The organism is Sphingomonas hankookensis, from assembly GCF_001619955.1.
GTDB lineage: Bacteria > Pseudomonadota > Alphaproteobacteria > Sphingomonadales > Sphingomonadaceae > Sphingomonas > Sphingomonas hankookensis_A.
The window spans coordinates 107,583-132,323 of record NZ_LQQO01000012.1; the positions used below are offsets into that span (position 1 = coordinate 107,583).

22 protein-coding genes and 1 tRNA gene are annotated in these 24,741 nt (G+C 65.8%); 17 read left to right on the forward strand and 6 right to left on the reverse strand.

The features are described 5' to 3' along the window. Nucleotides 1-80 precede the first annotated feature (80 nt). On the forward strand, nt 81-2,891 hold the full coding sequence (locus tag AVT10_RS08460) for a TonB-dependent receptor domain-containing protein (RefSeq protein ID WP_066689845.1): 2,811 nt from the start codon (nt 81-83) through the stop codon (nt 2,889-2,891). A 55-nt stretch (nt 2,892-2,946) separates the two neighbouring features. On the opposite strand, the gene AVT10_RS08465 is transcribed toward AVT10_RS08460, so the two are convergent. Continuing rightward, nucleotides 2,947-3,618, reverse strand: a complete 672-nt coding sequence (locus tag AVT10_RS08465; protein WP_066689846.1) for a prolyl hydroxylase family protein — start codon at nt 3,616-3,618, stop codon at nt 2,947-2,949. Nucleotides 3,619-3,699: 81 nt separating this feature from the next. Between AVT10_RS08465 and AVT10_RS08470 the strand changes: the two genes are divergently transcribed. Together AVT10_RS08470 and AVT10_RS08475 are read left to right on the forward strand one after the other, a co-directional pair. Then, a tRNA-His gene (locus tag AVT10_RS08470) sits at nt 3,700-3,776 on the forward strand. A gap of 26 nt (nt 3,777-3,802) precedes the next feature. Continuing rightward, nucleotides 3,803-4,852 (forward strand): Glu/Leu/Phe/Val family dehydrogenase, encoded by a 1,050-nt coding sequence (locus AVT10_RS08475; protein ID WP_066689847.1) that lies wholly within the window; start codon nt 3,803-3,805, stop codon nt 4,850-4,852. Nucleotides 4,853-4,901: 49 nt separating this feature from the next. Here AVT10_RS08475 and AVT10_RS08480 read toward each other — a convergent pair whose 3' ends face one another. Then, nucleotides 4,902-6,677 (reverse strand): cation:proton antiporter domain-containing protein, encoded by a 1,776-nt coding sequence (locus AVT10_RS08480; protein WP_066689891.1) that lies wholly within the window; start codon nt 6,675-6,677, stop codon nt 4,902-4,904. A 106-nt stretch (nt 6,678-6,783) separates the two neighbouring features. Continuing rightward, entirely contained in the window at nt 6,784-8,004 is a 1,221-nt protein-coding gene (locus AVT10_RS08485) for an NADP-dependent isocitrate dehydrogenase (protein WP_066689848.1), read from the reverse strand. Between the two features lie 120 nt (nt 8,005-8,124). On the opposite strand from AVT10_RS08485, the gene AVT10_RS08490 reads away from it, so the two are divergent. Further along, nucleotides 8,125-8,856, forward strand: coding sequence for a phosphatidylserine decarboxylase (locus AVT10_RS08490; protein WP_066689849.1), 732 nt, complete (start codon nt 8,125-8,127; stop codon nt 8,854-8,856). Between the two features lie 2 nt (nt 8,857-8,858). Next, nucleotides 8,859-9,626 (forward strand): CDP-alcohol phosphatidyltransferase family protein, encoded by a 768-nt coding sequence (locus AVT10_RS08495; protein ID WP_066689850.1) that lies wholly within the window; start codon nt 8,859-8,861, stop codon nt 9,624-9,626. Here AVT10_RS08495 and AVT10_RS08500 read toward each other — a convergent pair. Continuing rightward, nucleotides 9,589-9,813 (reverse strand): hypothetical protein, encoded by a 225-nt coding sequence (locus tag AVT10_RS08500; RefSeq protein ID WP_066689851.1) that lies wholly within the window; start codon nt 9,811-9,813, stop codon nt 9,589-9,591. The two genes, AVT10_RS08495 and AVT10_RS08500, sit on opposite strands and share 38 nt — an antisense overlap. Nucleotides 9,814-10,067: 254 nt before the next feature. Between AVT10_RS08500 and rpsB the strand changes: the two genes are divergently transcribed. The 12 genes from rpsB (at nt 10,068) to rpmE (ending at nt 21,390) form a co-directional block, all read left to right on the forward strand. Next, a complete protein-coding gene (gene rpsB, locus AVT10_RS08505) occupies nt 10,068-10,847 on the forward strand; it encodes a 30S ribosomal protein S2 (RefSeq protein WP_066689852.1) in 780 nt (259 codons plus the stop codon). A gap of 90 nt (nt 10,848-10,937) precedes the next feature. After that, on the forward strand, nt 10,938-11,867 hold the full coding sequence (tsf, locus tag AVT10_RS08510; protein ID WP_066689853.1) for a translation elongation factor Ts: 930 nt from the start codon (nt 10,938-10,940) through the stop codon (nt 11,865-11,867). Between the two features lie 148 nt (nt 11,868-12,015). Continuing rightward, the gene (gene pyrH / locus AVT10_RS08515; RefSeq protein ID WP_066689854.1) at nt 12,016-12,738 is read left to right on the forward strand and encodes a UMP kinase; all 723 of its coding nucleotides are present in this window, start codon (nt 12,016-12,018) and stop codon (nt 12,736-12,738) included. 18 nt (nt 12,739-12,756) lie between these two features. Further along, nucleotides 12,757-13,314 carry a ribosome recycling factor gene (frr, locus tag AVT10_RS08520; RefSeq protein WP_066689855.1) on the forward strand — a complete coding sequence of 186 codons (558 nt, stop codon included), beginning with the start codon at nt 12,757-12,759 and terminating at the stop codon, nt 13,312-13,314. Nucleotides 13,315-13,364: 50 nt separating this feature from the next. Further along, nucleotides 13,365-14,072 carry an isoprenyl transferase gene (locus AVT10_RS08525; RefSeq protein ID WP_269746906.1) on the forward strand — a complete coding sequence of 236 codons (708 nt, stop codon included), beginning with the start codon at nt 13,365-13,367 and terminating at the stop codon, nt 14,070-14,072. Continuing rightward, the gene (locus AVT10_RS08530) at nt 14,069-14,872 is read left to right on the forward strand and encodes a phosphatidate cytidylyltransferase (RefSeq protein ID WP_269746905.1); all 804 of its coding nucleotides are present in this window, start codon (nt 14,069-14,071) and stop codon (nt 14,870-14,872) included. Before AVT10_RS08525 ends, AVT10_RS08530 begins: the two co-directional genes overlap by 4 nt. Beyond that, on the forward strand, nt 14,869-16,026 hold the full coding sequence (locus AVT10_RS08535; protein ID WP_066689857.1) for a 1-deoxy-D-xylulose-5-phosphate reductoisomerase: 1,158 nt from the start codon (nt 14,869-14,871) through the stop codon (nt 16,024-16,026). Before AVT10_RS08530 ends, AVT10_RS08535 begins: the two co-directional genes overlap by 4 nt. After that, a complete protein-coding gene (locus AVT10_RS08540; protein ID WP_066689858.1) occupies nt 16,023-17,156 on the forward strand; it encodes a M50 family metallopeptidase in 1,134 nt (377 codons plus the stop codon). Before AVT10_RS08535 ends, AVT10_RS08540 begins: the two co-directional genes overlap by 4 nt. A gap of 121 nt (nt 17,157-17,277) precedes the next feature. Further along, a complete protein-coding gene (gene bamA, locus AVT10_RS08545; RefSeq protein WP_084401509.1) occupies nt 17,278-19,977 on the forward strand; it encodes an outer membrane protein assembly factor BamA in 2,700 nt (899 codons plus the stop codon). After that, complete coding sequence (locus AVT10_RS08550) at nt 19,977-20,588, forward strand: OmpH family outer membrane protein (RefSeq protein ID WP_066689859.1); 612 nt, start codon at nt 19,977-19,979, stop codon at nt 20,586-20,588. The genes bamA and AVT10_RS08550 overlap by 1 nt, the downstream gene beginning before the upstream one ends. Before the next feature lie 3 nt (nt 20,589-20,591). After that, the gene (gene fabZ, locus AVT10_RS08555; protein ID WP_066689860.1) at nt 20,592-21,062 is read left to right on the forward strand and encodes a 3-hydroxyacyl-ACP dehydratase FabZ; all 471 of its coding nucleotides are present in this window, start codon (nt 20,592-20,594) and stop codon (nt 21,060-21,062) included. A gap of 97 nt (nt 21,063-21,159) precedes the next feature. Continuing rightward, entirely contained in the window at nt 21,160-21,390 is a 231-nt protein-coding gene (rpmE, locus tag AVT10_RS08560; RefSeq protein WP_066689861.1) for a 50S ribosomal protein L31, read from the forward strand. Between the two features lie 267 nt (nt 21,391-21,657). Here rpmE and AVT10_RS08565 read toward each other — a convergent pair whose 3' ends face one another. Together AVT10_RS08565 and AVT10_RS08570 are read right to left on the reverse strand one after the other, a co-directional pair. After that, nucleotides 21,658-23,967 carry a beta-glucosidase family protein gene (locus AVT10_RS08565; RefSeq protein WP_066689862.1) on the reverse strand — a complete coding sequence of 770 codons (2,310 nt, stop codon included), beginning with the start codon at nt 23,965-23,967 and terminating at the stop codon, nt 21,658-21,660. Nucleotides 23,968-24,122: 155 nt separating this feature from the next. Beyond that, nucleotides 24,123-24,704: a YkgJ family cysteine cluster protein gene (locus tag AVT10_RS08570; protein ID WP_066689863.1), complete on the reverse strand. Its 582-nt coding sequence runs from the start codon at nt 24,702-24,704 to the stop codon at nt 24,123-24,125. Nucleotides 24,705-24,741: the final 37 nt, after the last annotated feature.

Sequence of the window (24,741 nt, forward strand, 5' to 3'; positions counted from 1 at the left end):
TGACACGCCGATGCCGGGGCGGGCCGATACGCCCGTCCCGGCATTCGCTCTTTACGACTTGAACAGGTGGATCTCCGGTCATGCAGCACCGCCGCGCCTATGCAACGCTCCTTCTCCTGACATCGCAACTGGTCGCGCCGGCCGTACTGGCGCAGACCGCGCCGGCACCGACCGCGGCCACTCCGCCGGTCGTGCAGACCGGCACCCAGCCGGACCCGGTCGCCACGCCGCAGGACGGCACGACCACGACCGACACCCCGGCCGAAGTCTCCTCGCCGGGCTTCGACGAATCGACGGCGGAGGAAATCGTCGTCGTCGGCCGCAACATCCCGAACGTGGTGCGTGCCACGCCGCAGATCGTGTCGGTGCTGTCGGAAGCCGACATCGCGCGCACCGGTGACGGCGACATCGCCGGCGCGCTGACCCGTGTCACCGGCCTGTCGGTTGTCGGCGGCGGCTTCGTCTATGTCCGAGGTCTCGGCGATCGCTATTCGTCGTCGCTGCTCAACGGATCGCCGCTGCCCAGCCCTGAGCCGCTGCGCCGTTCGGTCCCGCTCGACATCTTCCCGACCTCGATCGTCGGATCGGCGCTGGTGCAAAAGACCTATTCGGTCAACTTCCCCGGTGAATTCGGCGGCGGCGTCATCAACCTGACGTCGAAGGCGATCCCGAAGAAGAACTTCCTGTCAATCGGCGGGTCGATAGCTGCGGACACGGTGACGACCAGCGAGCTCGGCTATGTCTATGCCGGCGGCAAGTCCGACTGGATCGGCTATGACGATGGGACGCGCGGCGTTCCCGCCTTCATCCGCAACGCCGACCAGGGATCGGGCATCTTCACCGCCGATCAGGTGGCGCAGCTGAACAACGCACGCACGACGCTGTTGCAGGTCAACAACCAGCTGCCGGCCAACCTGTCGGGTGAGATCGCCGGCGGTTCGGTGTTCGATATCGGCAGCGACCGGCTGGGCGTCATCGCGTCGCTCGGCCTGTCCAACACCTTCCGCACCCGCGACGCGATCCAGCAGGACAGCGTCAGCGAGGACGGCACGGTCCGCAACGATTTCCGCACCGTGCTGACCGACAACCGGATTGTGGCCAATGCGCTGGTCGGGCTGGGCTACGAGTTCAACGACAATACGATCCGCTGGACCAACGTCTATATCCACGACACGCTGAAGCAGGGCCGTCTGGCCGGGTCGGAAGCGTACAACAATTTCAGCGGCCTGCGCCTGCAACAGAACACCAACTGGTTCGAACGCCAGCTGATCGAGACGCAACTGGTCGGCGAATTCAAGCTGACCGATGCGCTGAAGTTCGACGCGCGCGGCGCCTTCGCCAATTCGAAGCGCAACGCGCCCTATGAGCGGCAGTTCGACTATCTCTGCTCGAACCGTACGACCAACGGCTATCCGATTACGACTGACGGTGCGCCCTTCTCGCGCGGGTTCAATTGCAACGGCGCCTATCAGGTGACGCAGCGCTTCTCGCCCTTTGCCAGCGTCGTGTTCAGCGAGCTGGACGAGAATCTGTACACCGGTCAGGCCGACCTGTCGTACAAGCTGGCGACCGATCGACCGATCACGCTGTCGACCGGCTATTTCTATTCGAACACCGACCGCAATTCGCGCCGGTTGCAGTTCAACTACCAGACCAGCGATGGCGCAGGCACGGCGCCGGGTTTCCCCAACAACCTGCTGCGTCCGGACTATCTGCTGTCGCCCGACTCGCTGTTCAACGCCTGTCCGCAGCGCGGGACCGGGGCCTGCACGATCCAGCTGCAGTTCAATACGCAGAACGGCGCCTATGCCTATGATGCCGGCCTCGAAATCCATGCCGGCTATGTCCAGGCCGAGGCCGAGGTTAGCGACGGCCTGCGCGCGGTCGCCGGCGTGCGTTACGAAACGGCGCGCGAGGAAGTGACGCCGATCGGCAATCCGTCGACCATCCTGAAGAACGGCTATTGGCTGCCGGCGGGCACGCTGACGTGGAATTTCGCGTCGGACATGCAGGCGCGGTTGAGCGGCGCGAAGACGATCTCGCGCCCGCAATTCCGCGAGCTTGCCCCCCAGCAGTTCCGCGATCCCGACTCGGACCGCCTGTTCTTCGGTAACCCGAACCTGCGCGATTCCGAATTGTGGAATCTCGAAGCGCGCTACGAATGGTTCTTCGGCCGCGACCAGCGCTTCACCGCCGCCGGTTTCTACAAGCGGATCGATCGCCCGATCGAACAGGCCGGCTTCTATCCCAGCCCCGACGCGACGCTGCAAACCGGCTTTACCTATCTGCCCAAGGCGACGTTGTGGGGCGGCGAGGTCGAGGCGCAGAAATATGTTCCGCTCGAAAGCCTCGGCAATTTCTTCGCGACGCGGCGCCTGCTGCTGCTGGCGAACTATACCTATACCCAGTCGCAGATCACGGCGGATGGCAGCTGCGTGCCCAATCCGGCGGCGGCATTGGGTTCGCCCGGCATCGGTGGCTGTGCGGCGGGCTTCGGTCGTGCCAATCTGCTGTTCCGCGACGGCGCGCCGCTGACCGGCCAGTCGGACCATCTGGTCAACGTGCAGGTCGGGCTGGAGGATACCGCCAACCTGTCGCAGCTGACCTTGCTATTCAACTATGCCAGCGACCGTGTGACGAACCGTGGTCCGTCGAACCTGTCGGGGCAGGGGTTCCAGCCCGATATCGTCGAGCGTCCGGGCATCCGCCTCGACCTCGTCGCGCGGCAGGGGTTCGAAGTGGCCGGCGCCAATCTGGAGGTGAAGGCGGAGGCCCGCAACCTGACCGGCCAGCGTTATTCGGAAAGCCAGAATTTCGGCGGCAACCCGGTCTATATCAACCGCTACGACCTCGGCCGGATGTTCTCGCTGGGCATCACCGCCCAGTTCTGATCCGGCGTAACGCGGCAGGACGGGCCGTCGGCAGCGATGCCGGCGGCCCGTTCGCTTATCCCCACGGGCGTTCGCGAAACCATTTGGTCAGGACGTATTTCGTGCCCTCGCGCACCTTCATCCCGTGGTGGAGCGTCGCGGGGTTCGGCGTGCCGTCCGCGCGCAAATTGTTCCAGGCGAGCAGCTTGCCGGTCTCGGGCTGGACGATCTTGTCGATCGCCTTGAAGCGCGTGGCGCCACCGGCACCCGGTTCGTTGAGGTAAAGCATGACCGTCCAGGTCCGGTTGCCGGCGACCGAGCAATATTTCGCGAAGTCGCCGCCATGCGGATCGAAATAGTCGGTGTGCGCCTTGAACTCTTGCCCCACGGCATAGCGTTGTCCCTGCAACGGCTCGCCATGGGCCGGGTCGAGCGCGCAGAAGTCGAAGATCAACGCCTCTGCCGCAGCGACCACCGGATCGGTCGAATCGAGGTCACACGTTTCGCTGGTCCGAAAGGTCGGGTCGCCATTGGCGTCGGCGATGGTCGACGGCCGGCGCTTGGCATCGATCCGCTCGATCAGCGCGGCGCACAGATTGGCGGGGATCAGCGCCCGACGGATGAACAGCGACAGTTTGGCGCTGGGTACGCGTTGCACGCCCGGTTGGGCCATGATGTGCTCGACGACCGGTTCCGATGGATAGCCGGAACCGAGCGACGGGCGGGCGGGGGTGGCGTGCGTTTGCATGGAGATTTTCCTGCCAGAACGATTATCGTTGCGCCACTGCTTGACCGACGCGCGACGCACGGCTAAGCGCGCCACTCCACGGCGACCGTAGTTCAATTGGTTAGAGCGCCGGCTTGTGATGCCGGAAGTTGCGGGTTCAAGTCCCGTCGGTCGCCCCATCCCTTACAGCGCTGGAGCCGCCGCCGTGCAGACCGATTGGGGTTATCCCGACTTCGACGATCACGAGGGCATCCACCTCTTTTCTGATCACCAGACCGGCCTGCGCTGCGTCATCGCGGTCCATTCGACCGCGCTGGGCCCGGCGGCGGGCGGCGTGCGCTTCTGGCGCTATGCGACCAGTGACGCGGCGGTGACCGACGCGCTGCGCCTGTCGCGCGGCATGAGCTTCAAGAACGCGATGGCCGGCCTGCCGATGGGCGGCGGCAAGGGCGTGGTGCTGGCGCCTGAGGGCGGCGCCAAGACGCCCGAACTGCTGGCGGCTTTCGGTCGTGCGGTCGAATCGCTCGGCGGGCGCTACGTTACGGCCGAAGATGTCGGCATGTCGGAAGCCGACATGATCACGATCTCCGGTTCGACCAAATATGTGTCCGGCCTGCCCGTCGCGGCGGGCAATGCCGGCGGCGATCCGGGGCCCTTCACCGCGATGGGCGTGTATCTGGGCGTCCGTGCGGCGGCCAGGCGAGCGCTGGGCAGCGACGACATGCGCGGCGTTCGCGTCGCGGTGCAGGGTGTCGGCTCGGTCGGTGGCGGGCTTGCGCGCCTGCTGGCCAAGGACGGTGCCGTGCTGACGCTGGCCGACGTCAACGAAGCACGGGCCGAAGCGCTGGCGAGCGAGCTGGGCGCGACGACCGCCGATCCGGCAACGGTCCTGACGCTGGAGGCCGATATCGTCAGCCCCAATGCGCTGGGGGCGGTGCTGGATGAAGCAACTATTGCGGCGCTGCGGTGCCGCGCGGTGGCGGGCGGCGCCAACAACCAGTTGGCGACGGCTGCGGACGGTGCGCGCCTGCAGGATCGCGGGATCCTCTACGCGCCCGATTACGTCATCAACGCGGGCGGGATCATCAACGTCGCGCTGGAATATCTCGGCCAGGGCAACCGTGCCGAGGTCGAGGCCCGCATTGCGCGCATCCCCGACCGGCTGGTGCAGGTGTGGGACGAGAGCGAAGCCAGCGGCAAGCCGCATTCGGACGTCGCGGATGCCATTGCCCGCCGGCTGATCGGCCGCGGCTGATCCTTCGTCGCCAGTCCCGCATCGGCAGGACTGGCGACCTTCTCTTAAGTCACACAGGATCGTCGATCCGGCGCAGGCGGCGGATACGGGGTTCGCGTTCCAGATCGGCCTGCTCGCGGATCGTCTGGCGCAATTCGTCACGCTTTTCGTGGATCGAGGCGATCACCGGTCCCATCGCGACGCCGAGATCGACCAGCACCGCTTCAGACAATTGCAGCGAGCTTTCGAGCGTTTCGGGCACCGCGTCGCTGACCCCGGCTGCATAGAGTTCGGCGGCATGGGTCGCGTCCCGAGCGCGGGCGAGGATCGTCAGGTTCGGCACCCAGCCGCGAACCCGGCGCGTCAACCGCACGGTCAGCACGGGATCGTCCATCGTCAGCACCAGGGCAGACGCACGGCCGAGGTCCAGGCGATCGACCAGTTCGGAACGCGATACGTCGCCGAACAGGATCGGATGCCCTTCCGCGCGTGCCGCCGCGACGTTGTCGATGTCTGAATCGACCGCGATATAGCTCTTGCCGTGGGTCTTGAGCATTTCGGCGACCAGCCGACCCACACGCCCGAACCCGATGATCACGACGCGTGCGGCGGCGGTTTCGACCGGGGCTTCCTCCGGCGTACCCGTGCGATGCTCGATCCGGCGTGACACCCGCTTGCCCAGCGTCGCCAGCAGCGGCGTGATGGTCAGACCGATGGCAGTGACCGTCTGCCAGAAGGCGGCAGTCGACGACTGGATCAGCTGCGCCTGCGTCGCGGCGGCCAGCACGATCAGCGTCGTTTCCGACGGGCTCGACATCAGCAGGCCGGTTTCGGTTGCGGTGCCAGGGCGCACGCCGTTGAACCACAGCAGCCCGCTGGTAACGACCGCCTTCAGCACGACCACGCCGGCGATGGCGCCAAGCAGTTCGGGCCAGTTGTCGGCGATAGTCGCGAGGTCGAGGCTCATGCCGACGGTGATCAGGAACACGCCCAGCGCCAGTCCCTTGAATGGCGCGGTGATGACCTCGACCTCGCTATGATATTCGGTTTCGGCGATCAGCAGGCCGGCGAGCAGCGCTCCGACGATCGGCGACAGGCCGGCTGCGGTCGTGACGAGGCTGGCGACGATGACGACGAGCAGGCTGGCGGACAGGAACAGCTCGGGGCTCTTGGTCCGGGCTGCCTGCGCGAACAGGCGTGGCAGGAACAGGCGGCCGGCGGCATAGAGGCCGACGACGCTCAAGCCGCCCCACATCGCGGTATTGGCAAGGCCGACCCAGCCGTCATCGGTCGCGGTCGGAGCGAGCGCGCCGAGCGCAAAGATGATCGGGACGAGCGCCAGATCCTCGAACAGCAGCATGGAGAAGGCGGTGCGGCCGACCGGTCCGGTCGTGCCTGCCATCGGCAGCACCAACGCGGTCGATGAAAGTGCGAGGGCGAGGCCGAGCCCGATCGCACCCGCGGTTGCCTGACCCAGTACCATCAGCGCGATGCCAATCAGCAGCGCCGATCCGAACAGTTCGGCGGCGCCCAGTCCGAACACCTGCCGGCGCATCGCCCAGAGGCGCTTGAACGACAGTTCGAGGCCGATCGAAAACAACAGGAGGACGATGCCGAATTCGGCGAAGGGTTCGATCGAATGTCGGTCGGTGATGGTGATGTGGAACAGCCAGGGCGCACGGTCGACCAGCGCGCCGAGGCCGAAGGGGCCGACGAGCACGCCGACCAGAATGAACCCGATGACCGGGTTGACCCGAAAGCGGGCAAACGCGGGAATGACGAGGCCGGCGGCCCCCAGAATGACCAGCGAATCGCTGAACGGCGTCGAATCAATCGGCAATGGCATGGCGGCATTGTTGCGGATGCGGCACGGACGCGGCAACCGCTAACGCACGAACGGCGCCCATCCGCGGGGATGAACGCCGTTCGCCTCTACCGATGATGGGGACGGATCAGCTCTGCGCGCCCATCGCCGATTCGAGGTTGACGCGAACCTGTTCGAAGAACTGTTCGGTGGTCATCCACGGCTGGTTCGGGCCGATCAGGATCGCGAGATCCTTGGTCATGTGGCCGGCTTCGACGGTTTCGATGCAGACCTTTTCCAGCGTCTCGGCGAACTTGGTGACTTCCGGCGTGCCGTCGAACTTGCCGCGATACTTCAGGCCGCCGGTCCAGGCGAAGATCGACGCGATCGGGTTGGTCGAGGTCGCCTTGCCCTGCTGATGTTGGCGATAGTGTCGCGTAACGGTGCCGTGGGCGGCTTCGGCTTCGATCGTCTTGCCGTCCGGCGACATCAGAACCGAAGTCATCAGGCCGAGCGAACCGAAACCCTGCGCGACCTGGTCAGACTGCACGTCGCCGTCATAGTTCTTGCAGGCCCAGACGAACTCGCCGTGCCACTTCAGCGCCGATGCAACCATGTCGTCGATTAGGCGATGCTGATATTCGATGCCGGCGGCCTGGAACTGATCCTTGAATTCGGTCGCGAATACTTCCTCGAAGATATCCTTGAAGCGGCCGTCATACGCTTTCAGGATCGTATTCTTGGTCGACAGATACACCGGCCAGCCACGGCCGAGGCCGTAGTTCATCGACGCGCGGGCAAAGTCACGGATCGATTCGTCGAGATTGTACATGCCCATGGCGACGCCGGCGGCGGGGAAGTCGAACACTTCCTCCTCGATCACCTGCCCGTCGGTGCCTTCCCACTTCATGGTGAGCTTGCCCGCACCCGGCACCTTGAAATCGGTCGCCTTATACTGGTCGCCGAATGCATGGCGGCCGACGACGATCGGCTTGGTCCAGCCCGGGATCAGGCGCGGCACGTTCGAGATGACGATCGGTTCGCGGAAGACCACGCCGCCCAGGATGTTGCGGATCGTGCCGTTGGGCGAGCGCCACATCTTCTTCAGGCCGAATTCCTCGACGCGGGCTTCGTCGGGGGTGATCGTGGCGCACTTCACGCCGACGCCATACTTCTGGATCGCCTTGGCGCTGTCGACCGTGATCTTGTCGTCGGTCTCGTCGCGCCTCTCGATGCCCAGGTCATAATATTCGAGGTCGATATCGAGATAGGGGAGGATCAGCCGTTCGCGAATCCATGCCCAGATGATGCGGGTCATTTCGTCGCCGTCGATCTCCACGACCGGGGTTTTGACCTTGATCTTCGCCATGCGCCTGCTCTCGATATTGTTGCGGTTGCGAGGGCCTTAGGGGGTCGTTGGCGCGGGATCAACCGGGCGGGCGGAGCGGGGCGGTTGTCAGCACGACCCGCCTTGGCTACACCACGCTTCATGGCATCGCTCGAAAAGCCCGCGGTCGGCACCACGACCGTCAAGTGGCGCTGGCCCTCGGTTCATCCCGAAGGGCGCAAATACGTCCTCATCGCCGCCGTCATCACCGCCTTCTTCGCCTTCATGGCATGGGAGACGCTGGCATGGCCGATGGGGCTGGTGACCTTGTGGGTCGCCTCCTTCTTTCGCGATCCGATCCGCACGACGCCGCAGGGCGAAGGCCTGATCGTCGCGCCGGCCGATGGCATGGTCACGATGATCCAGCGGGTCGAACTGCCGCCGGAGTTGCGCGGCCCCAACGGTCTTGGCGATCAGCCGCTGGTGCGGGTGTCGATCTTCATGTCGGTGTTCGACGTGCACATCAACCGTACGCCGATCGCGGGCACGGTGCGGCAGGTCGTCTATATTTCCGGCAAGTTCCTGAACGCCGATCTCGACAAGGCAAGCGACGAGAATGAGCGCCAGCATATCGTGGTCGAGGGACTGGATGGGCAGCGGGTCGGCTTCACCCAGATTGCCGGGCTGGTCGCGCGGCGGATCGTCGGCTTCGTGAAGCCGGGGGATTTCGTCGCGGCAGGACAGCGGATCGGCCTGATCCGCTTCGGCAGCCGCGTCGACGTGTTCCTGCCCGAAGGGATCGAGCCGCAGGTTGCGCTGGGCCAGCGCAGCGTTGCCGGTGAAACGGTACTGGGACGACCGGGACTTGCCGCCCCCGTCGGTGTGGCACAGTGAGGATGCGTCGCCAGCTTCCCGTGCGCGGTATTCCGCTGCGTGCCTTCGCGCCCAATGCCATCACCGCGCTGGCGCTGTGTTCCGGCCTGACCGGCATCCGTTTCGCCATTGGCGGCGAGTGGGAGCGCGCCGTGCTGATGGTGCTGCTCGCCGGGGTGCTCGACGGGCTGGACGGCAGGGTCGCGCGACTGGTGCGCGGCGAGAGCAAGTTCGGCGCGGAGCTCGATTCGCTGTCCGACGCGATCTCGTTCGGTGTGTCGCCGGCGCTGATCCTGTACCTCTGGTCGCTGCTGACCGAGCCGCGGATCGGATGGATCGTATCTTTGGTCTATGCGGTATTCACCGCGCTCCGCCTCGCCCGATTCAACGCGCGGATCGACGTGGCCGATCAGCCGCACAAGTCCGCCGGATTCCTGACCGGCATTCCTGCCCCGGCGGGTGCCGGGCTGGCCATGCTGCCGCTATACATCTGGATCTGGTCAGGCGAGGACCTGTTCCGGTCGCCGTGGCTGGTCGCCCCCTGGGTGGCGTTCGTCGCCTTCCTGATGGTGTCGAGCCTCGCCACCTATAGCTGGTCGTCGCTCAAGCTGCGTCCGAACATCCGGTTCGAAGCGATTGTCGGCGTGGTGATCGTTGCGGCTGCGTTGGTGTCCGCCGCGTGGGAAACGCTCACGGCAGTATGCGTCGCCTATCTGGTGACGCTGCCGTTCAGCATTCGCAGCTATGCGCGGGTCAGGCGGCTACGCGAAGCGGCTGCGCAGCGGCCGTAGCGGCGCGCTGGCGGATAACGCCACGGCGCGATGTCAGCCGTACCGGGGGCAGTGGGTCGATCGTCCATTCCGGGCCACGCAGCAGCAGGCGAAGGATGCGGTCCTTTGCCGGAACGATGGTGGCGAAGATCGTCGCCACCGCGACGATGAAACCGAAAGCGAACAACGCAGAAACCAACAGGGCCATCTCGAAACTCCCCGATCATGCGACCATGAAATCGCAAGCCCCCTCAACAGGTTAGTTGAGTTCTTGTTCCATGGTCCGTGTCTGAACCCTGTATGTTCTCATATCGTTCCATCGTCAAGTCTTGATCGCCCGCCGATGTTCCGCTAAGGGCCGCCGTCTCAACCCCACATGGGAAGCGCATATACCGGTGCCCGGGCCTAAGGCCCAAACAAGGGTTCCTGCTTCCCAGAGGATCAACCGGAAGGAATTATCCTATGGCGGCACCCGTCGTCACCATGCAGGCGCTGCTCGAATCGGGCGCGCACTTCGGCCACCAGACCCACCGCTGGAACCCGAAGATGAAGCCGTACATCTTTGGCGATCGTAACGGCGTCCACATCCTCGACCTGTCGCAGACCGTGCCGCTGTTCGCACGCGCGCTCGAATTCGTGTCGTCGACCGTCGCGTCGGGCGGCAAGGTCCTGTTCGTCGGCACCAAGCGCCAGGCGCAGGAGCCGATCGCCGAAGCAGCGCGCAAGTCGGGCCAGCATTTCGTCAACCATCGCTGGCTGGGCGGCATGCTCACCAACTGGAAGACGATCAGCAACTCGATCAAGCGTCTCAAGGCGCTCGAAGAGCAGCTGTCGGGTGACACGCACGGCCTGACCAAGAAGGAAGTGCTGAACCTGACCCGCGAGAAGGACAAGCTGGAGCTGTCGCTCGGCGGTATCCGCGATCTGGGCGGCATTCCCGACATCATGTTCGTGATCGACGCGAACAAGGAAGAGCTGGCGATCAAGGAAGCCAACACGCTAGGTATCCCGGTCGTCGCGATCCTCGATTCGAACGTGTCGCCGGACGGCATCGCCTTCCCGGTGCCCGCGAACGATGACGCGAGCCGTGCGATCCGCCTGTACTGCGAAGCCGTGGCGATCGCCGCGACCCGTGGCGGGCAGCAGGCGATGGCCCATTCGGGCCGCGACCTGGGCGCGATGGACGAGCCGCCGGCAGAGGAAGTGCTGACCGCCGAGCCGGAAGCCGCTGTCGAAGCGTAAGCTGTCACGGAACTGACGTGCGGGCGGGGCAGGGCGGAACACGCGCTGCCTCGCCCGCAAGCATATCGAACACCAATCAGGAGCCTGATCATGGCAGAAGTTACCGCCGCCGCCGTCAAGGAACTGCGTGAGCGCTCGGGCGCAGGCATGATGGACTGCAAGAAGGCGCTGTCCGAGAATAATGGCGACATGGAAGCCGCCGTCGACTGGCTGCGTACCAAGGGCCTTGCCGCCGTCGCCAAGAAGTCGAGCCGCACCGCGGCCGAAGGTCTGGTCGGCGTTGCCGTCGCCGGCACCAAGGGCGTTGCGATCGAAGTCAACAGCCAGACCGACTTCGTCGCCAAGAACGACCAGTTCCAGAGCTTCGTTCGTGACGTCGTCGCGATCGCGCTGGAAAAGGGCGACGATATCGAGGCGCTGAAGGGCCAGGCGATGCCGAACGGCGGCACCGTCGAGGACGCGCTGGTCGCCAACATCTCGACCATCGGCGAAAACCAGGTGCTGCGTCGCGCGAAGGCCGTCGAAGTCGCCAAGGGCGCGGTGATCCCGTATGTCCACAACGCCGCCGCCCCCGGCCTGGGCAAGATCGGCGTGCTGGTCGCGCTGGAATCGGACGCCGGCGTCGACGTCCTCGAACCGCTGGGCAAGCAGATCGCGATGCACATCGCCGCTGCCTTCCCGCTGGCGCTGGACGAGAGCGGTCTGGACCAGGACATCCTGGAGCGTGAGCGCCAGATCGCGACCGAAAAGGCCGCCGAATCGGGTAAGCCGGCCGACATCATCGCCAAGATGGTCGAAGGTTCGGTGAAGAAGTTCGCCAAGGAAAACGCGCTGCTGAGCCAGCCGATCGTGATGGACGGCAAGACGCCGGTCGCGGACGTCGTCGCCAAGGCGGCCAAGGACGCGGGCACGACCATCGTGCTGAAGGACTATGTCCGCTTCCAGCTCGGCGAAGGCATCGAGAAGGAAGAGAGCGACTTCGCCGCCGAAGTCGCCGCCACGGCCGGCCTGACCAAGTAAGGTCCTACCCGCCGATCCGGCAAAGGCAGGGGCCGCAGGTGTGATATGCACCTGCGGCCCTTGTCGTATCGGCCAATGGCCGCTTGGCTTTGCGGGCGGTCGCGGCTAGGGTCCGCCGCGCTCCAATCCAGCCAACTTTGCAGGTTTCATGACCCGTCCCCGCTTCAATCGTATCCTCCTGAAACTGTCCGGCGAAGTGCTGATGGGATCGGGCCAGTTCGGCATCGACCCCGCGATGTGCGACCGCGTCGCCCGCGAGATCAAGGCCGCGCGGGGCGAAGGGCATGAGGTGTGCGTCGTGGTCGGCGGCGGTAACATCTTCCGCGGTGTCGCCGGGGCTGCGGCGGGCTTCGAGCGCGCGAGCGCCGATTATATGGGCATGCTCGCGACCGTGATGAACGCGCTCGCCATGCAGAACGCACTGGAACAGATCGGCGTCGAAACCCGCGTCCAGTCGGCGATCCCGATGGCGTCGGTGTGCGAGCCCTATATCCGCCGTCGCGCGGTGCGCCACATGGAGAAGGGGCGCGTCGTGATCTTCGCCGCCGGCACTGGCAGCCCGTTCTTCACCACCGATACCACCGCCGCGCTGCGCGCCGCCGAAATGGGTTGCGAGGCGCTGTTCAAGGGCACCAGTGTCGACGGCGTCTATGACGCGGACCCGAAGAAGGTGCCGACCGCCAAGCGCTACGACACGCTGGGCTTCGGGCGCGTGCTGGCCGACGACCTGAAGGTGATGGACGCGTCGGCGGTGGCGCTGTGCCGCGACAACAATATCCCGATCGTCGTCTTCAACATTCGCGACGAAGGCAACCTTGCCGCCGTGCTGGCGGGCGAAGGTGTGTCGACGATCGTCCAGAACAACGCTTGATTCAGAAGGAAGTCGGTTATGGCCGCATATAACAAGGCCGATCTGGAGCGCCGGATGGCCGGTGCCGTGGAATCGCTGAAGGGCGACCTGAGCGGTCTGCGCACCGGGCGGGCGGCGGTATCGCTGCTCGATCCGGTGATGGTCGAGGTGTACGGCGCGCACATGCCGCTGAACCAGGTCGCGACCGTGTCGGCGCCCGAGCCGCGCATGCTGTCGGTCCAGGTGTGGGACAAGTCGAATGTCGGCCCGGCCGACAAGGCGATCCGTTCGGCCGGTCTCGGCCTCAACCCGATCGTCGACGGCCAGACGCTGCGCCTGCCGATCCCCGACCTGACCGAGGAGCGTCGCAAGGAACTGGCGAAGCTGGCCGGCAAATATGCGGAATCGGCGCGTATCGCCGTGCGCAACGTCCGTCGCGACGGCATGGAAAGCCTGAAGACCGACGAGAAGAAGGGCGTCTATTCGGAAGACGAGCGCAAGCGCCACGAGACCGAGGTCCAGAAGCTGACCGACGCCACGATCGCCGAGATCGATGCGGCGGCCGATGCCAAGGAAAAGGAAATCCTCGGCAAGTGACGTCGTTCGCCGCGCGTGCTCCGGTTCCGGCCCATGCCGACGAACCGGGCCTGCATTCCTCCGCATCCATTCCGCGTCATGTGGCGATCATCATGGACGGCAACGGCCGCTGGGCGAAGGCCCGGCGCCTGCCGCGCGTGGCGGGCCATCGGCAGGGCGTGGAGGCGGTGCGTCGCATCACCCGGGCCGCGCGCGAACAGGGCATCGAGGCGCTGACGCTCTATGCCTTCTCGTCGGAGAATTGGCGCCGGCCGGAAGAGGAAATCGGCGACCTGATGGGGTTGCTGCGCCATTTCCTGAAGAACGAGATCAAGGAACTGACGCGCGAGGGCGTGCGGCTGCGCATCCTTGGGAATTACCGCGCGCTCAAGGCCGACTTGGTCGAGTTGATCGACGACGCGGTGGCGCGGACGGCGACCAACACCGGGCCGATCCTGGCCATCGCGCTGAACTATGGCGCGCAGGCCGAATTGGTCGCGGCGGCGCGGCGGCTGGCGGAAAAGGTTGCGGCCGGGATGCCCGTGTCGGCGATCGACGAGGCGGCGATCGACCGTGAACTCGATACCGATGGCCTGCCGCCGCTCGACCTGATGATCCGCACGTCGGGGGAACAGCGCCTGTCGAACTTCCTGTTGTGGCAGGCGGCTTATGCCGAGCTGTTGTTCGTCGACACGCTGTGGCCCGATTTCGACGGCGAGTGCCTGGCGCAGGCGATCGCCGCCTATGGCCAGCGGCAGCGCCGGTTCGGGGGCCTGTGATTCCCGATCCCGCCGCCGATCCGGTTGCGCGGCGCAAATCCGACCTTGCCACGCGGACGCTGGCCAGTGTCGGCATGATTGCGGTGGCGGCGACCGCCTTGTGGCTGGGCGGTTTCGTGTTCTGGCTGCTGGTCGCGATCGGCACCCTGTTCATGATGGCCGAATGGGCCGACCTGCACAAAGTCTCGCGCGAGCATAAGCGGCTGGCGCAGTTCGCGCTGACCGTGCCGCTGGCGATCCTGTCGCCGCTGGCGGCGGGAGCGAGTTTCCTGGCGCTGGGGCTGATTATTGGCGCTGCGTTCTTCGTCGTCATCACGACCCGCCTGCCGGGGCTGGCGCGTGGCATCGTCTATTGCGGGGCGCCGGCGCTGGCGGTCGTGTTCCTGCGCGGGCAGGGCGACGGGCTGCTGCTCGCCTTCTGGGCGATGGCGCTGGTCTGGGCATGCGACATCGGCGCCTATTTCGCGGGCCGGTCGATCGGCGGGCCGAAGCTTGCGCCGACGATCAGCCCGAACAAGACCTGGGCCGGACTGATCGGCGGCGTAATCGCCGCGTCGGTGCTGGCGGGCGTGCTGCAATATGCCGGACTGCCGCTGCATCTGGTGCTGGCGACGCCGCTGCTGGCGGTACTGGCGCAGATGGGCGACCTGTATGAGAGCCAGCTGAAGCGCAAGGCCGGGGTCAAGGATTCGGGCAACGTCCTGCCCGGCCATGGCGGCGTCTTGGATCGTTTGGACGGACTGGTTCCCGTCGCGCCGGCTGCGGCGCTGATGGTATTGGCGGGGCTGTATCTGGCATGAAGCGGGTTACCATATTGGGCGCGACCGGATCGGTCGGGTCGTCGACGCTCGACCTGATCGAGCGCAATCCCGATGATTTCGCGGTCGAGGCGCTGACGGCACATCGTGACGTCGGCAAGCTGGCAGCCGCTGCACGCCGGGTCGGCGCGGCGCTGGCGGTGGTCGGCGACGAAGCCTGTCTGCCGGCGTTGCGCGACGCGCTGGACGGCAGCGGGATCGAGGCGGCGGGCGGCGCGCAGGCGGTGGTCGAAGCGGCGGCGCGGCCGGTCGACTGGACCATGGCGGCGATCGTCGGCACCGCGGGGCTGAAGCCGGTCATGGCAGCGTTGGCGCGCGGTGGCGCGGTGGCGCTTGCCAACAAGGAAGCCCTGGTTTCGGCCGGCGATGTGATGATGGCGGCGGCGCGCCGGGCGGGCACCACGCTGCTGCCGGTCGACAGCGAGCATAATGCGGTCTTCCAGTGCCTCGACGATTGCCCGCCCGAGCGCATCCGCCGCATCATCCTGACCGCGAGCGGCGGGCCGTTCCGCGAGCGATCACTGGAAGAGATGCGCGCCATCACGCCCGAACAGGCGGTGGCGCATCCCAATTGGTCGATGGGCGCCAAGATTTCGGTCGATTCGGCGACGATGATGAACAAGGGCCTCGAACTGATCGAGGCGTATCACCTGTTCCCCGTCAGCCCCGAACAGCTCGACGTGCTGGTCCATCGCCAGTCGGTGATCCATTCGATGGTCGAATATGTCGACGGGTCGACACTGGCGCAACTGGGGTCGCCGGACATGCGCGTGCCGATCGCGCACGCGCTCGCCTGGCCCGACCGGATGGATACGCCGTGCGAACGGCTCGATCTTGCCCGGATCGGGCGGCTGGATTTCGAGGCGCCCGACATGGTGCGCTTCTCCGCTCTCGCGCTGGCCCGTGCCGCGCTGTCGGCGGGCGGGGCGCGGCCGGCGATCCTGAACGCGGCGAATGAAGTCGCGGTGGCGGCGTTTCTCGACCGGCGGATCGGCTTCCTCGAAATTGCCGCAATCGTCGCGGATGTTCTGGATCGCTTCGATCCGCCGAAGCCGCAGACGCTCGACGCCGTGCTGACGATCGATGCGGAGGCAAGGGTGTTGGCGGGCGAGCGTGTGAAGGACGGCGTCGCTTGATCGAATCCCCCGGACTGTTGATGACCATCATCGCGTTCCTGCTGGTGCTGGGGCCGTTGGTGTTCCTGCACGAGCTTGGCCATTATGCCGCCGGACGCTGGTTCGGTGTGAAGGTCGATGCGTTTTCGGTCGGGTTCGGCCGGGAGATTGCCGGCTTTACCGACCGGCACGGCACCCGGTGGAAGTTCGGATGGCTACCGCTGGGGGGCTATGTCCGCTTTGCCGGCGACATGAACCCGGCGTCGCAGCCGGATGCGGAATGGCTGCAACTGCCGGCCCATGAGCGCGCTCGCACGTTTCAGGCCAAGCCGGTATGGCAGCGGGCGATCATCGTTGCGGCGGGGCCGGCGGTGAACCTGTTGCTCGCAGTCCTGATCCTGGGTGGCTTTGCCGCAGCCTATGGCGTGGATCGCACGCCGGCCACAGTCGGCGGTGTGGTGCAGGGCAGTGCTGCGGACCGCGCCGGATTGCAGCCGGGGGACCGGATCGCGGCGCTGGACGGGCGGACGATCGAAACCTTTTCGGACCTGTCCTTCTATACCGCGATGCATCCGGGCGAACGGGTGACGGTGGAGTATCTGCGCGGCGGAGCGGCGCAGAAGACCGATGCCGTCATCGGTTCGGTGGTACAGCGCGACCGGTTCGGCAACGAAGCGAAGATCGGCCGGTTCGGCATCGAGCGTGGGCCTCCGGTCTATGCCCCGCTGCCGCTCTGGCAGGCGCCAGCCGAAGGCACGCGGATGGTCGGTGCGATCCTGCGCGGGACCGTCGACGGGCTGTGGCAGATCATCACCGGGCGGCGTTCGATGGACGAAATGGGCGGCCCCTTGCGCATTGCCAAGACGTCGGGCGAACAGCTGTCGCTCGGTTGGCCGGCGCTGGTGACGTTCGTGGCGTTCGTATCCATTAACTTGGGGTTCATCAACTTGTTGCCAGTTCCGATGCTGGATGGCGGCCACCTGTTCTTCTACGCCATCGAAGCGGTGAAGCGCGGGCCGGTCAGCCCGCAGACGATGGAGTGGGCGTTCCGCGGCGGATTGGCGCTGTTGCTTGCATTGATGATTTTCGTCACGGTGAACGATCTGGGGGCGTTCGGCGTGTGGCGTGGGCTGGCCGGCTTGATCGGCTGACGCGGTTAGGGCAGGGCGCAATCGTCCTGTTTGGAAAGTTCCTCCGGTTGGGGTGGGTTTGGTGACGGCAAGCAAGTTTTCGATTTACGGCGCGCATGGCGTCGCGCTGCTCGCGAGCACGATGCTCTCGGGCACGGCCGCCTCGGCCCAGACGCGCCCGGCCGCTGCTGCCCCGGCAGTCCAGCCGCCCACCGCGCAGGCGCCGGCGGCGCCCGTCGCGCCGACCCGTACCATCCGCTCGCTCCGGGTCGAAGGCGCACAGCGTATCGAACCGGACACGGTGCTGTCCTATACCAAGCTGCGCGTCGGCATTCCGTACACCGCGGAAACGCTCGATCAGGCGATCAAGGACCTGTACGCGTCGGACCTGCTCGCCAATGTCGAGATCGAGGGCGCCGAGACCAGCGACATCATCGTCCGGGTGCGCGAGAACCCGATCATCAACCGCGTCGTGCTGGAAGGCAACAAGCGGCTGAAGGACGACAAGATCACCAAGGAGATCAAGCTCGCCCCGCGGCAGATCTTCACCCGTACCGCCGTCCGTGCCGACGTGGCGCGGATCGTCGAGCTGTATCGCCGTCAGGGCCGGTTCGCGGCGAATGTCGAGCCGAAGATGGTCATGCTCGACCAGAACCGCGTCGACGTAATCTTCGAAATCCAGGAAGGGCCGAAGTCCAAGGTCCGCCAGATCAACATCCTCGGCAACGAGGTGTTCAGCGACAGCGAGCTGCGCGGCGAGATGGCGACCAAGGAGTCGCGGCCGTGGCGCATCTTCAGCTCGAACACGAGCTATGATCAGGATCGCCTCGCCTACGACCAGCAGAAGCTGCGCCAATTCTACCTGACCAACGGCTATGCCGATTTCCGCGTCATCTCGGCCGTTGCCGAACTGACGCCGGACAAGGAAGACTTCATCATCACCTACGTGGTGGAGGAAGGGAAGCGGTACAAATTCGGCGATGTGGCGGTCGAAAGCGCGATCCGCGACTTCGACAACGCATCGTTGACCAAGTCGCTGCCGATGAAGAAGGGCGACTGGTACAACGCGAAGCTGACCGAAGACGCGATCGACCAACTGAGCGAATATGCCGGGCTGTTCGGCTATGCGTTCACCGACGTGCGCCCGGAATATCAGCCGGACCGCGAAAACCTGACCATGGCGATCACGTTCTTCCTGAACGAAGCCAACCGCACCTATGTCGAGAAGATCGACATCACCGGCAATACGCAGACGCAGGACCGCGTGATCCGTCGCGAATTCCGCGTGGCCGAAGGGGACGCGTTCAACGCGTTCCTGATCAAGCGTTCGCAGGACCGCATCAATTCGCTGGGATATTTCCAGGACAAGTTCGAAATCGAGCGCAAGGAAGGGTCCTCGCCCGACCGGATCATCCTGGCGGCGAATGTCGAGGAAAAGTCGACCGGCGAACTGACGCTGTCGGCCGGCTTCTCCAGCCTCGAACGCTTCATCATCCAGGCGTCGATCCGCCAACGGAATTTCCGGGGCAAGGGGCAGGACCTTCAGGCGTCGGTCAATTATTCGACCTATCAGAAGTCGATCGAGCTGGGCTTCACCGAACCCTATCTGTTCGACAAGAATATCGCGCTGGGCGGTACGCTGTTCCGCCGCGATTTCAATTCGTTCAACTTCCTCGGCACCGGCCGCAACTCGCTCTATTCGCAGATTTCGACCGGCGGACAGGTCGTGGCGAGCGTGCCGCTGACCGAGTTCTGGACGCTGTCGGGCCGCTATCAGTTGAGCCAGGACAATGTCGGGCTGGACGAGGCGACCTATTTCACCGACGGCGTCTGCGACCCGTTGAAGGCCGGGCGCTATCTGTGCGATTCAATCGGCAACCGTTTGTCGAGCATCGTCGGCGCGAATCTGATCTTCGACAATCTCAACAACCGCCTGCGCCCGTCGCGTGGCCAGCGGCTGGTGACCGGCGTCGACTTTGCCGGTCTGGGCGGCGACGTGCGCTATGCCCGCGTGCGCGGCGACTTCGACAAATACTGGAATCTCGGCGGGTTCGTCCTGTCGGCCGGTATCGAGGGCGGCTATATCCACGCGCTCCAGAAGAGCCCGGGCGAGGGAATCGATCCGGTCCGCATCGTCGATCGCTTCTATCTGGGTGAACCGCAGTTCCGCGGCTTCGACATTCGCGGCGTCGGCCCGCGCATCCAGCGGCAGCGTTACACCGGGTCGGTCGCCGGGGGCGATCAGGCGCTGATCACCGCACGCGATCAGGTGCTGAACGACCCGCTGGGCGGCAAGGCCTATTATCTCGGCAAGCTCGAACTCGAGCCGCCGTTGGGATCGGGCATCGCCGAGCTGGGGCTGCGTCCGTCGATCTTCATCCAGGCCGGTGCGCTGTTCGGCGTCACCCGTCCGCTGCCGACCGTTCAGTTCGAGCAGGCGAAGAATGCCGATGGCACGTTGCGGTTCAACAAGGACGGGTCGCCGTCGTTGCTGCCGTTCAGCCAGCCGACCAAGATCAACGGTCAGCAGGTCTACAACAACCAGTTCACCGACGCGTCGGGCGCAACGGCATTCCGCCAGACCACCTGTGCGGTCGGTTACTCGGCGACGATCGGTGGCACGTGCGCCGGCGGTGAAGCGAACACGCTTGCCGTGTCGACCACCGATCCCTTCCTCGAACAGTTCCTTGGCGATTCGGCTCGCCCGCGCCTGTCGATCGGTATCGGGGTGAACTGGAACTCGCCGTTCGGGCCGCTGCGCATCGACCTTGCCAAGGCGTTGCTGAGCCAGCCGGGCGACGACAAGAAACTCATTACTTTCAACGTAGGAACCCAATTCTGATGCGTAGCTTCACCAAGGCGGCTGTCGCCGCATTCGTTTTCGCCCTTCCGACCGCCCCGGCGTTCGCCCAGGCGCTGCCCGACGCGAAGATCGCCGTCGTGGATTCGGAGCGGATCTTCCGCGACTGCACCGCGTGCAAGGCGGCAACCGCGCAGCTCCAGACGCAGCGCACCCAGCTCCAGTCGCTCGCGACCTCGCTCGGCCAGCCGCTGCAGACCGAAGCGCAGTCGCTGCAGACCGCCGTGACCGCCGCCAAGGGCAACCCGGACGCCGCGCTCCAGACCCGCATCCGCACCTTCGAGCAGCGCCAGCAGCAGGCGCAGCAGCAGATCGGCCAGCAGGAACAGCAGGTCCAGCGCAACATCGCCTATGTCCGCGAACAGATCGGCACGAAGCTGGGCCCGATCATTACCCAGGTCGCGCAGCAGCGCGGCGCGACGCTGGCCGTCGACAAGGGCAGCAGCTTCTACAACGCACCGGCGACCGAGATCACCGACGCGGTGCTCGCCGCCCTCAACGCGCAGCTGCCGAGCGTCAGCGTGACCGCCCCGGCACAGGCCGCCCCGACCGCGCCCGCCGCCGGCGCACGTCCGGCCCCGGCAGGCCGCTGATCGATGGAAGGGGAAGCGACCTCGATCGGACCGCTCGACATCACGCGCGTGATGGCGGCGATCCCGCATCGCTATCCCATGTTGCTGGTCGACCGTGTCGCGGAGCTGATCCCCGACCGGTCGATCACCGCGATCAAGGCGGTGACGATCAACGAAGGCTTTTTCCAGGGGCATTTCCCCGGCCGTCCGATCATGCCGGGCGTGCTGATCGTCGAGGCGCTGGCGCAGGCCGCCGGCATCCTCGCGGTCGAAAGCCTCGGCCTCGCCGGCTCGGGCAAGCTGGTCTATTTCATGTCGATCGACGGCGTGAAGTTCCGCAAGCCGGTCGAGCCGGGCGTGCTGCTGACGCTGGAGGCGGAGTTCGTGCAGAAGCGCGCGCGGGTCTGCAAGTTCGCGGGCAAGGCGCGGATCGATGGCGAACTGGCCGCCGAATGCGAATTCACCGCGATGATCGCCGACCCGCCCAAGGCGTAGGCGGATACCGATCATTGCTATTATGGGCGCGTCCGTGTACGGGCGCGCCTTCCCCTTTCCAGGGCTGGTCGGAACCAGCCGCTTGCGGAGACAGTCGATGAAGAAAGACACGCACCCCGACTACCACATGATCAAGGTCCAGATGACCGACGGCACGGTGTTCGAAACCCGCTCCACCTGGGGCAAGGAAGGCGACACGATGCAGCTGGACATCGACCCGCTGGCGCACCCGGCATGGACCGGCGGCCGTGGCCAGATGCTGGATTCGGGCGGCCAGGTCGCGCGCTTCAACAAGCGCTTCGGCGGTCTCACGCTCGGCAAGAAGTAAGTCGCACGCGGCGGGATGCCGCGTCGATTGCTGCGAAAAGGGCCGCGGTGGCAGATGCTACCGCGGCCCTTTTTGTTTTGCGGAGAGCGTCACCTTCCCCACTTCATGGCGTAAAACCCGGCCGGCTCGGCTTGTCCGGCGGACGACGAATTTGAGCGCGACAGGACCGATCCACCAGCTCGTCATCCCGGGTCAAGCCCGGGGTGACGGAGATGGCGTGGTCTGGTTGGACGATCCGGGGATCGAGACCGATCCCCGGACGTCCCATCACCGCCCGCGATTGTCGAGCGTAGCGGGCGCCAGCCGCACCGTTGCCCGTTCGGCGATGTCGGTCGCGGAATGGGCCAGCAGCAGCTGATAGTCGCCGCCGGCGATGTTCCAGCCGCGGGTCTTGCTGTCGAAGGTCGCTAGCAGGCGCGGATCGACGGTCAGCGTGACCGACCGGCTTTCACCCGGGGCCAGATCGACCTTGGTGAAGCCGCCGAGCCGCTTGGGTGCTTCCCAGCCGTTGCCGGCGACATAGAGCTGGGCCAGCCCCTTGCCCCGGACCTTGCCGCTGTTGGTGATGGTGAAGCTCGCCGACACGCTCTTGCCCTGCGGCGTGGCGGTCAGCTTGCCGAGCGTGAAATTGGTGTAGGAGAGGCCGTAGCCGAACGGGAACAGCGGCCTGGCGCCGGTCTTGTCGAACCATTTGTAGCCGACCGCAGCGCCTTCGATATCGTAATTGCCCATCGGGTGTGAATCGCGGTCGAGCTTGGGATCGCCCTCGATCACCGGACGCGGCAGCTGGGCGAGCGAAGCGGGGAAGGTTGCGGGCAGGTGACCCGACGGGTTGACCTCGCCGGTCAGGACGCGGGCGATCGCTTCGCCGCCCGAGGTGCCGGAATACCATGCCTCGAGCACTGAGCCGACCTTTGGCAGCCACGGCATCAGCACCGGACCGCCGGTTTCGAGCACGACGACGGTGCGCTTGTTGGCGCGCGCGACCGCGTCGATCAGCGCATCCTGATTGTCGGGCAGGTTCAGGTTCGGCGCGTCGATCGATTCGCCAGTCCATTGTTCACCGAACACGATGACGACATCGGCCTTGCGCGCGGCGGCCGCGGCGGCGCGAACGTCCTTGCCGTCGAGATAGGTAACGGTGGCGCGGGTGCGGGCCTGCAACGCCTTCACTGGTGAGGACGGGTGGTAGAGCTTGGGGCCGGGGAAGCCGCTGGGGAATTCGTCCGCCACGGCCAAGCCGTTGACCGGACCGCCATAGGGATAGACCTGGCTCGACCCGCCGCCCGACAGGACGCCGACATCGGCATGGGCACCGATGACGAGGATCGACTTTGCCGTGCGCGACAACGGCAGCAGGCCCGGCGTGTTCTTGAGCAGGACGATGCCTTCTTCCGCATCGGCGCGGGTGACGGCGGCGTGGGCGGCATAGTCGATCGTGGTCGCGCGGTCGCCGGCCACCGGCTTGTCGAACAGGCCGTTGTCGAACATCGCCCACAGAATGCGGCGGGCCATGTCGGTCGCGCGGGCTTCGGGCACATAGCCGTTGTTGACCGCTTCGCGCAGCGCATCGGCGAAATAGGGCGAGCGGTCGAACGCCCAGCCCGATTGCTGGTCCAACCCGGCATTGGCCGCCTGCGTCGTCGAATGGGTTGCGCCCCAGTCGGACATGACGAAGCCCTTGTAGCCCCAGTCCTGCTTCAGCGTCTTGTTGAGCAGCCAGTCATTCTCGCACGCATAGAAGCCGTTGACGCGGTTGTAGGCGCACATGACTGATCCGGGATCGCCGACCTCCAGCGCGAATTCGAAAGCGAGCAGGTCGGACTGGCGGGCGGCCTGTTCGCCGATCCTGTGGTCGATGTTGAAGCGGTTCGTTTCCTGCCCGTTGAAGGCGAAATGCTTCATCGTCGAAACGACGTTCTGCGACTGGATGCCCTTGATCTCGTGGCCGGTGATGATGCCCGCGAGCAGCGGGTCTTCGCCGCCATATTCGAAATTCCGCCCGTTGCGCGGTTCGCGCATCAGGTTCATGCCGCCGGCCAGCTGCACGTTGAAGCCCGACAGAAACGCCTCGTTCCCGATCATCGCACCGCCCGCCTGCGCGAGTTCGGGGTTCCAGGTCGCGGCGGTGGCGATGCCCGAGGGGAGCGACGTGCGCAGACGCGGGGTCTGCGTACGCTGGCTGGCGACGCCGACACCGGCATCGGTCTGCCACTGGTTCGGGATGCCGAGGCGCGGGATGCCCGGGACGATGCCGGCGGAATCGGGCAGGCCGTCCTTCGGCATCTGCCAGTTCTTGATCGGCGAGCGTTGCCATTCCGCCTTGGTCGAGAAATAGCCGAAGGTCAGCTGGAGCTTTTCGTCGAGCGTCATTTCCTTCAGCAGCAATTCGGTCCGCGCCGCGGCGTCGAGCGCGGTGTTCATCCATGGGCGCTGCTGCGGGCCTTCGGTCGGCGCACTAGCGGCCTTGGGTGCGTTGTTGGTCGTCTGCGCCAAAGCGGGCGACGACAGGATGCTGCCGGCGAGCAACGTGCCGCCGAGCAGGCGCAGCAGGGTGGTGCGGGAAGTGGCGGGCATGCGGTGCTTTCCGATCGAAGTCGAGTGAACGTTCACAATGGTTCTATTCAGTCCGTTTGTCGATACTGGCATCATCGTCCCCCAGCCGTTTCCTGTTCGCTGTTCGCGCCCGACTTACTGCAGGATGATAACGTTGTCAGCCCAGACGGTCTGCGTCAGTCGGCATCGGTCCGATCGGCGCCGAACAGGGCGTAGCGTTCGCGCCAAGCGGCTACCTCTGGCGCGAGCGCGGCGGGCGGCGGGGTGTCGGACAGGACGTGACGGGCGACGTCGGCCGCCGGGTGCATCAGCATCTTTTCCTCGCCGTCGCTGAACCAGACCGGCACCAGGTCCCGGCACAGGCGGTCGAGCGTCGCGGCGGCCAGCCCGTTGCGGATTGCGTCGCTGCCCGGCAGCATGCGGATATTGATCGACACCGCCTCCAGACAATTCTGCGCCTGGTCGACGAAATTCAGCGAGACGAGCAGGCCGGAGCGGTCGGGCCGGGCGGCGTCGGGCAGGTCGGCGCGGCGGCGCCAGACACAGAACCAGGTCCGGCAGATATGCGGGCGTACTGCGTGGATGCCGCATCCGCCTGGCGTCAGGTGCGAACAGGCGATGCCGGCCGGCTTGGCGAAATCCGGCGAATTGACCGTCAGATGGGTGCAGCAGGCAGTGCAGTCGCCGCAGTCGCGCTCCGGCAGGACCGGGCCGAGCAGCATGGTTTCGATATCGGGTTCACTCGGCGGGCGGTGCATGTGCGGCCTATACCGCCGGATGCCGAAGCGGCAAAAT

What these genes read in the sequence shown, in the direction of transcription:
- AVT10_RS08500 (WP_066689851.1), bottom strand. Translation starts at nt 9,813, where the DNA reads ATGGCCCTGTTGGTTTCTGCGTTGTTCGCTTTCGGTTTCATCGTCGCG.
- AVT10_RS08490 (WP_066689849.1), top strand. Translation starts at nt 8,125, where the DNA reads ATGGCATCGCTCGAAAAGCCCGCGGTCGGCACCACGACCGTCAAGTGG.
- AVT10_RS08565 (WP_066689862.1), bottom strand. Translation starts at nt 23,967, where the DNA reads ATGCCCGCCACTTCCCGCACCACCCTGCTGCGCCTGCTCGGCGGCACG.
- AVT10_RS08495 (WP_066689850.1), top strand. Translation starts at nt 8,859, where the DNA reads ATGCGTCGCCAGCTTCCCGTGCGCGGTATTCCGCTGCGTGCCTTCGCG.
- tsf (WP_066689853.1), top strand. Translation starts at nt 10,938, where the DNA reads ATGGCAGAAGTTACCGCCGCCGCCGTCAAGGAACTGCGTGAGCGCTCG.
- fabZ (WP_066689860.1), top strand. Translation starts at nt 20,592, where the DNA reads ATGGAAGGGGAAGCGACCTCGATCGGACCGCTCGACATCACGCGCGTG.
- rpmE (WP_066689861.1), top strand. Translation starts at nt 21,160, where the DNA reads ATGAAGAAAGACACGCACCCCGACTACCACATGATCAAGGTCCAGATG.
- frr (WP_066689855.1), top strand. Translation starts at nt 12,757, where the DNA reads ATGGCCGCATATAACAAGGCCGATCTGGAGCGCCGGATGGCCGGTGCC.
- AVT10_RS08480 (WP_066689891.1), bottom strand. Translation starts at nt 6,677, where the DNA reads ATGCCATTGCCGATTGATTCGACGCCGTTCAGCGATTCGCTGGTCATT.
- rpsB (WP_066689852.1), top strand. Translation starts at nt 10,068, where the DNA reads ATGGCGGCACCCGTCGTCACCATGCAGGCGCTGCTCGAATCGGGCGCG.
- AVT10_RS08460 (WP_066689845.1), top strand. Translation starts at nt 81, where the DNA reads ATGCAGCACCGCCGCGCCTATGCAACGCTCCTTCTCCTGACATCGCAA.
- bamA (WP_084401509.1), top strand. Translation starts at nt 17,278, where the DNA reads ATGCTCTCGGGCACGGCCGCCTCGGCCCAGACGCGCCCGGCCGCTGCT.
- AVT10_RS08535 (WP_066689857.1), top strand. Translation starts at nt 14,869, where the DNA reads ATGAAGCGGGTTACCATATTGGGCGCGACCGGATCGGTCGGGTCGTCG.
- AVT10_RS08570 (WP_066689863.1), bottom strand. Translation starts at nt 24,704, where the DNA reads ATGCACCGCCCGCCGAGTGAACCCGATATCGAAACCATGCTGCTCGGC.
- AVT10_RS08550 (WP_066689859.1), top strand. Translation starts at nt 19,977, where the DNA reads ATGCGTAGCTTCACCAAGGCGGCTGTCGCCGCATTCGTTTTCGCCCTT.
- AVT10_RS08485 (WP_066689848.1), bottom strand. Translation starts at nt 8,004, where the DNA reads ATGGCGAAGATCAAGGTCAAAACCCCGGTCGTGGAGATCGACGGCGAC.
- pyrH (WP_066689854.1), top strand. Translation starts at nt 12,016, where the DNA reads ATGACCCGTCCCCGCTTCAATCGTATCCTCCTGAAACTGTCCGGCGAA.
- AVT10_RS08465 (WP_066689846.1), bottom strand. Translation starts at nt 3,618, where the DNA reads ATGCAAACGCACGCCACCCCCGCCCGCCCGTCGCTCGGTTCCGGCTAT.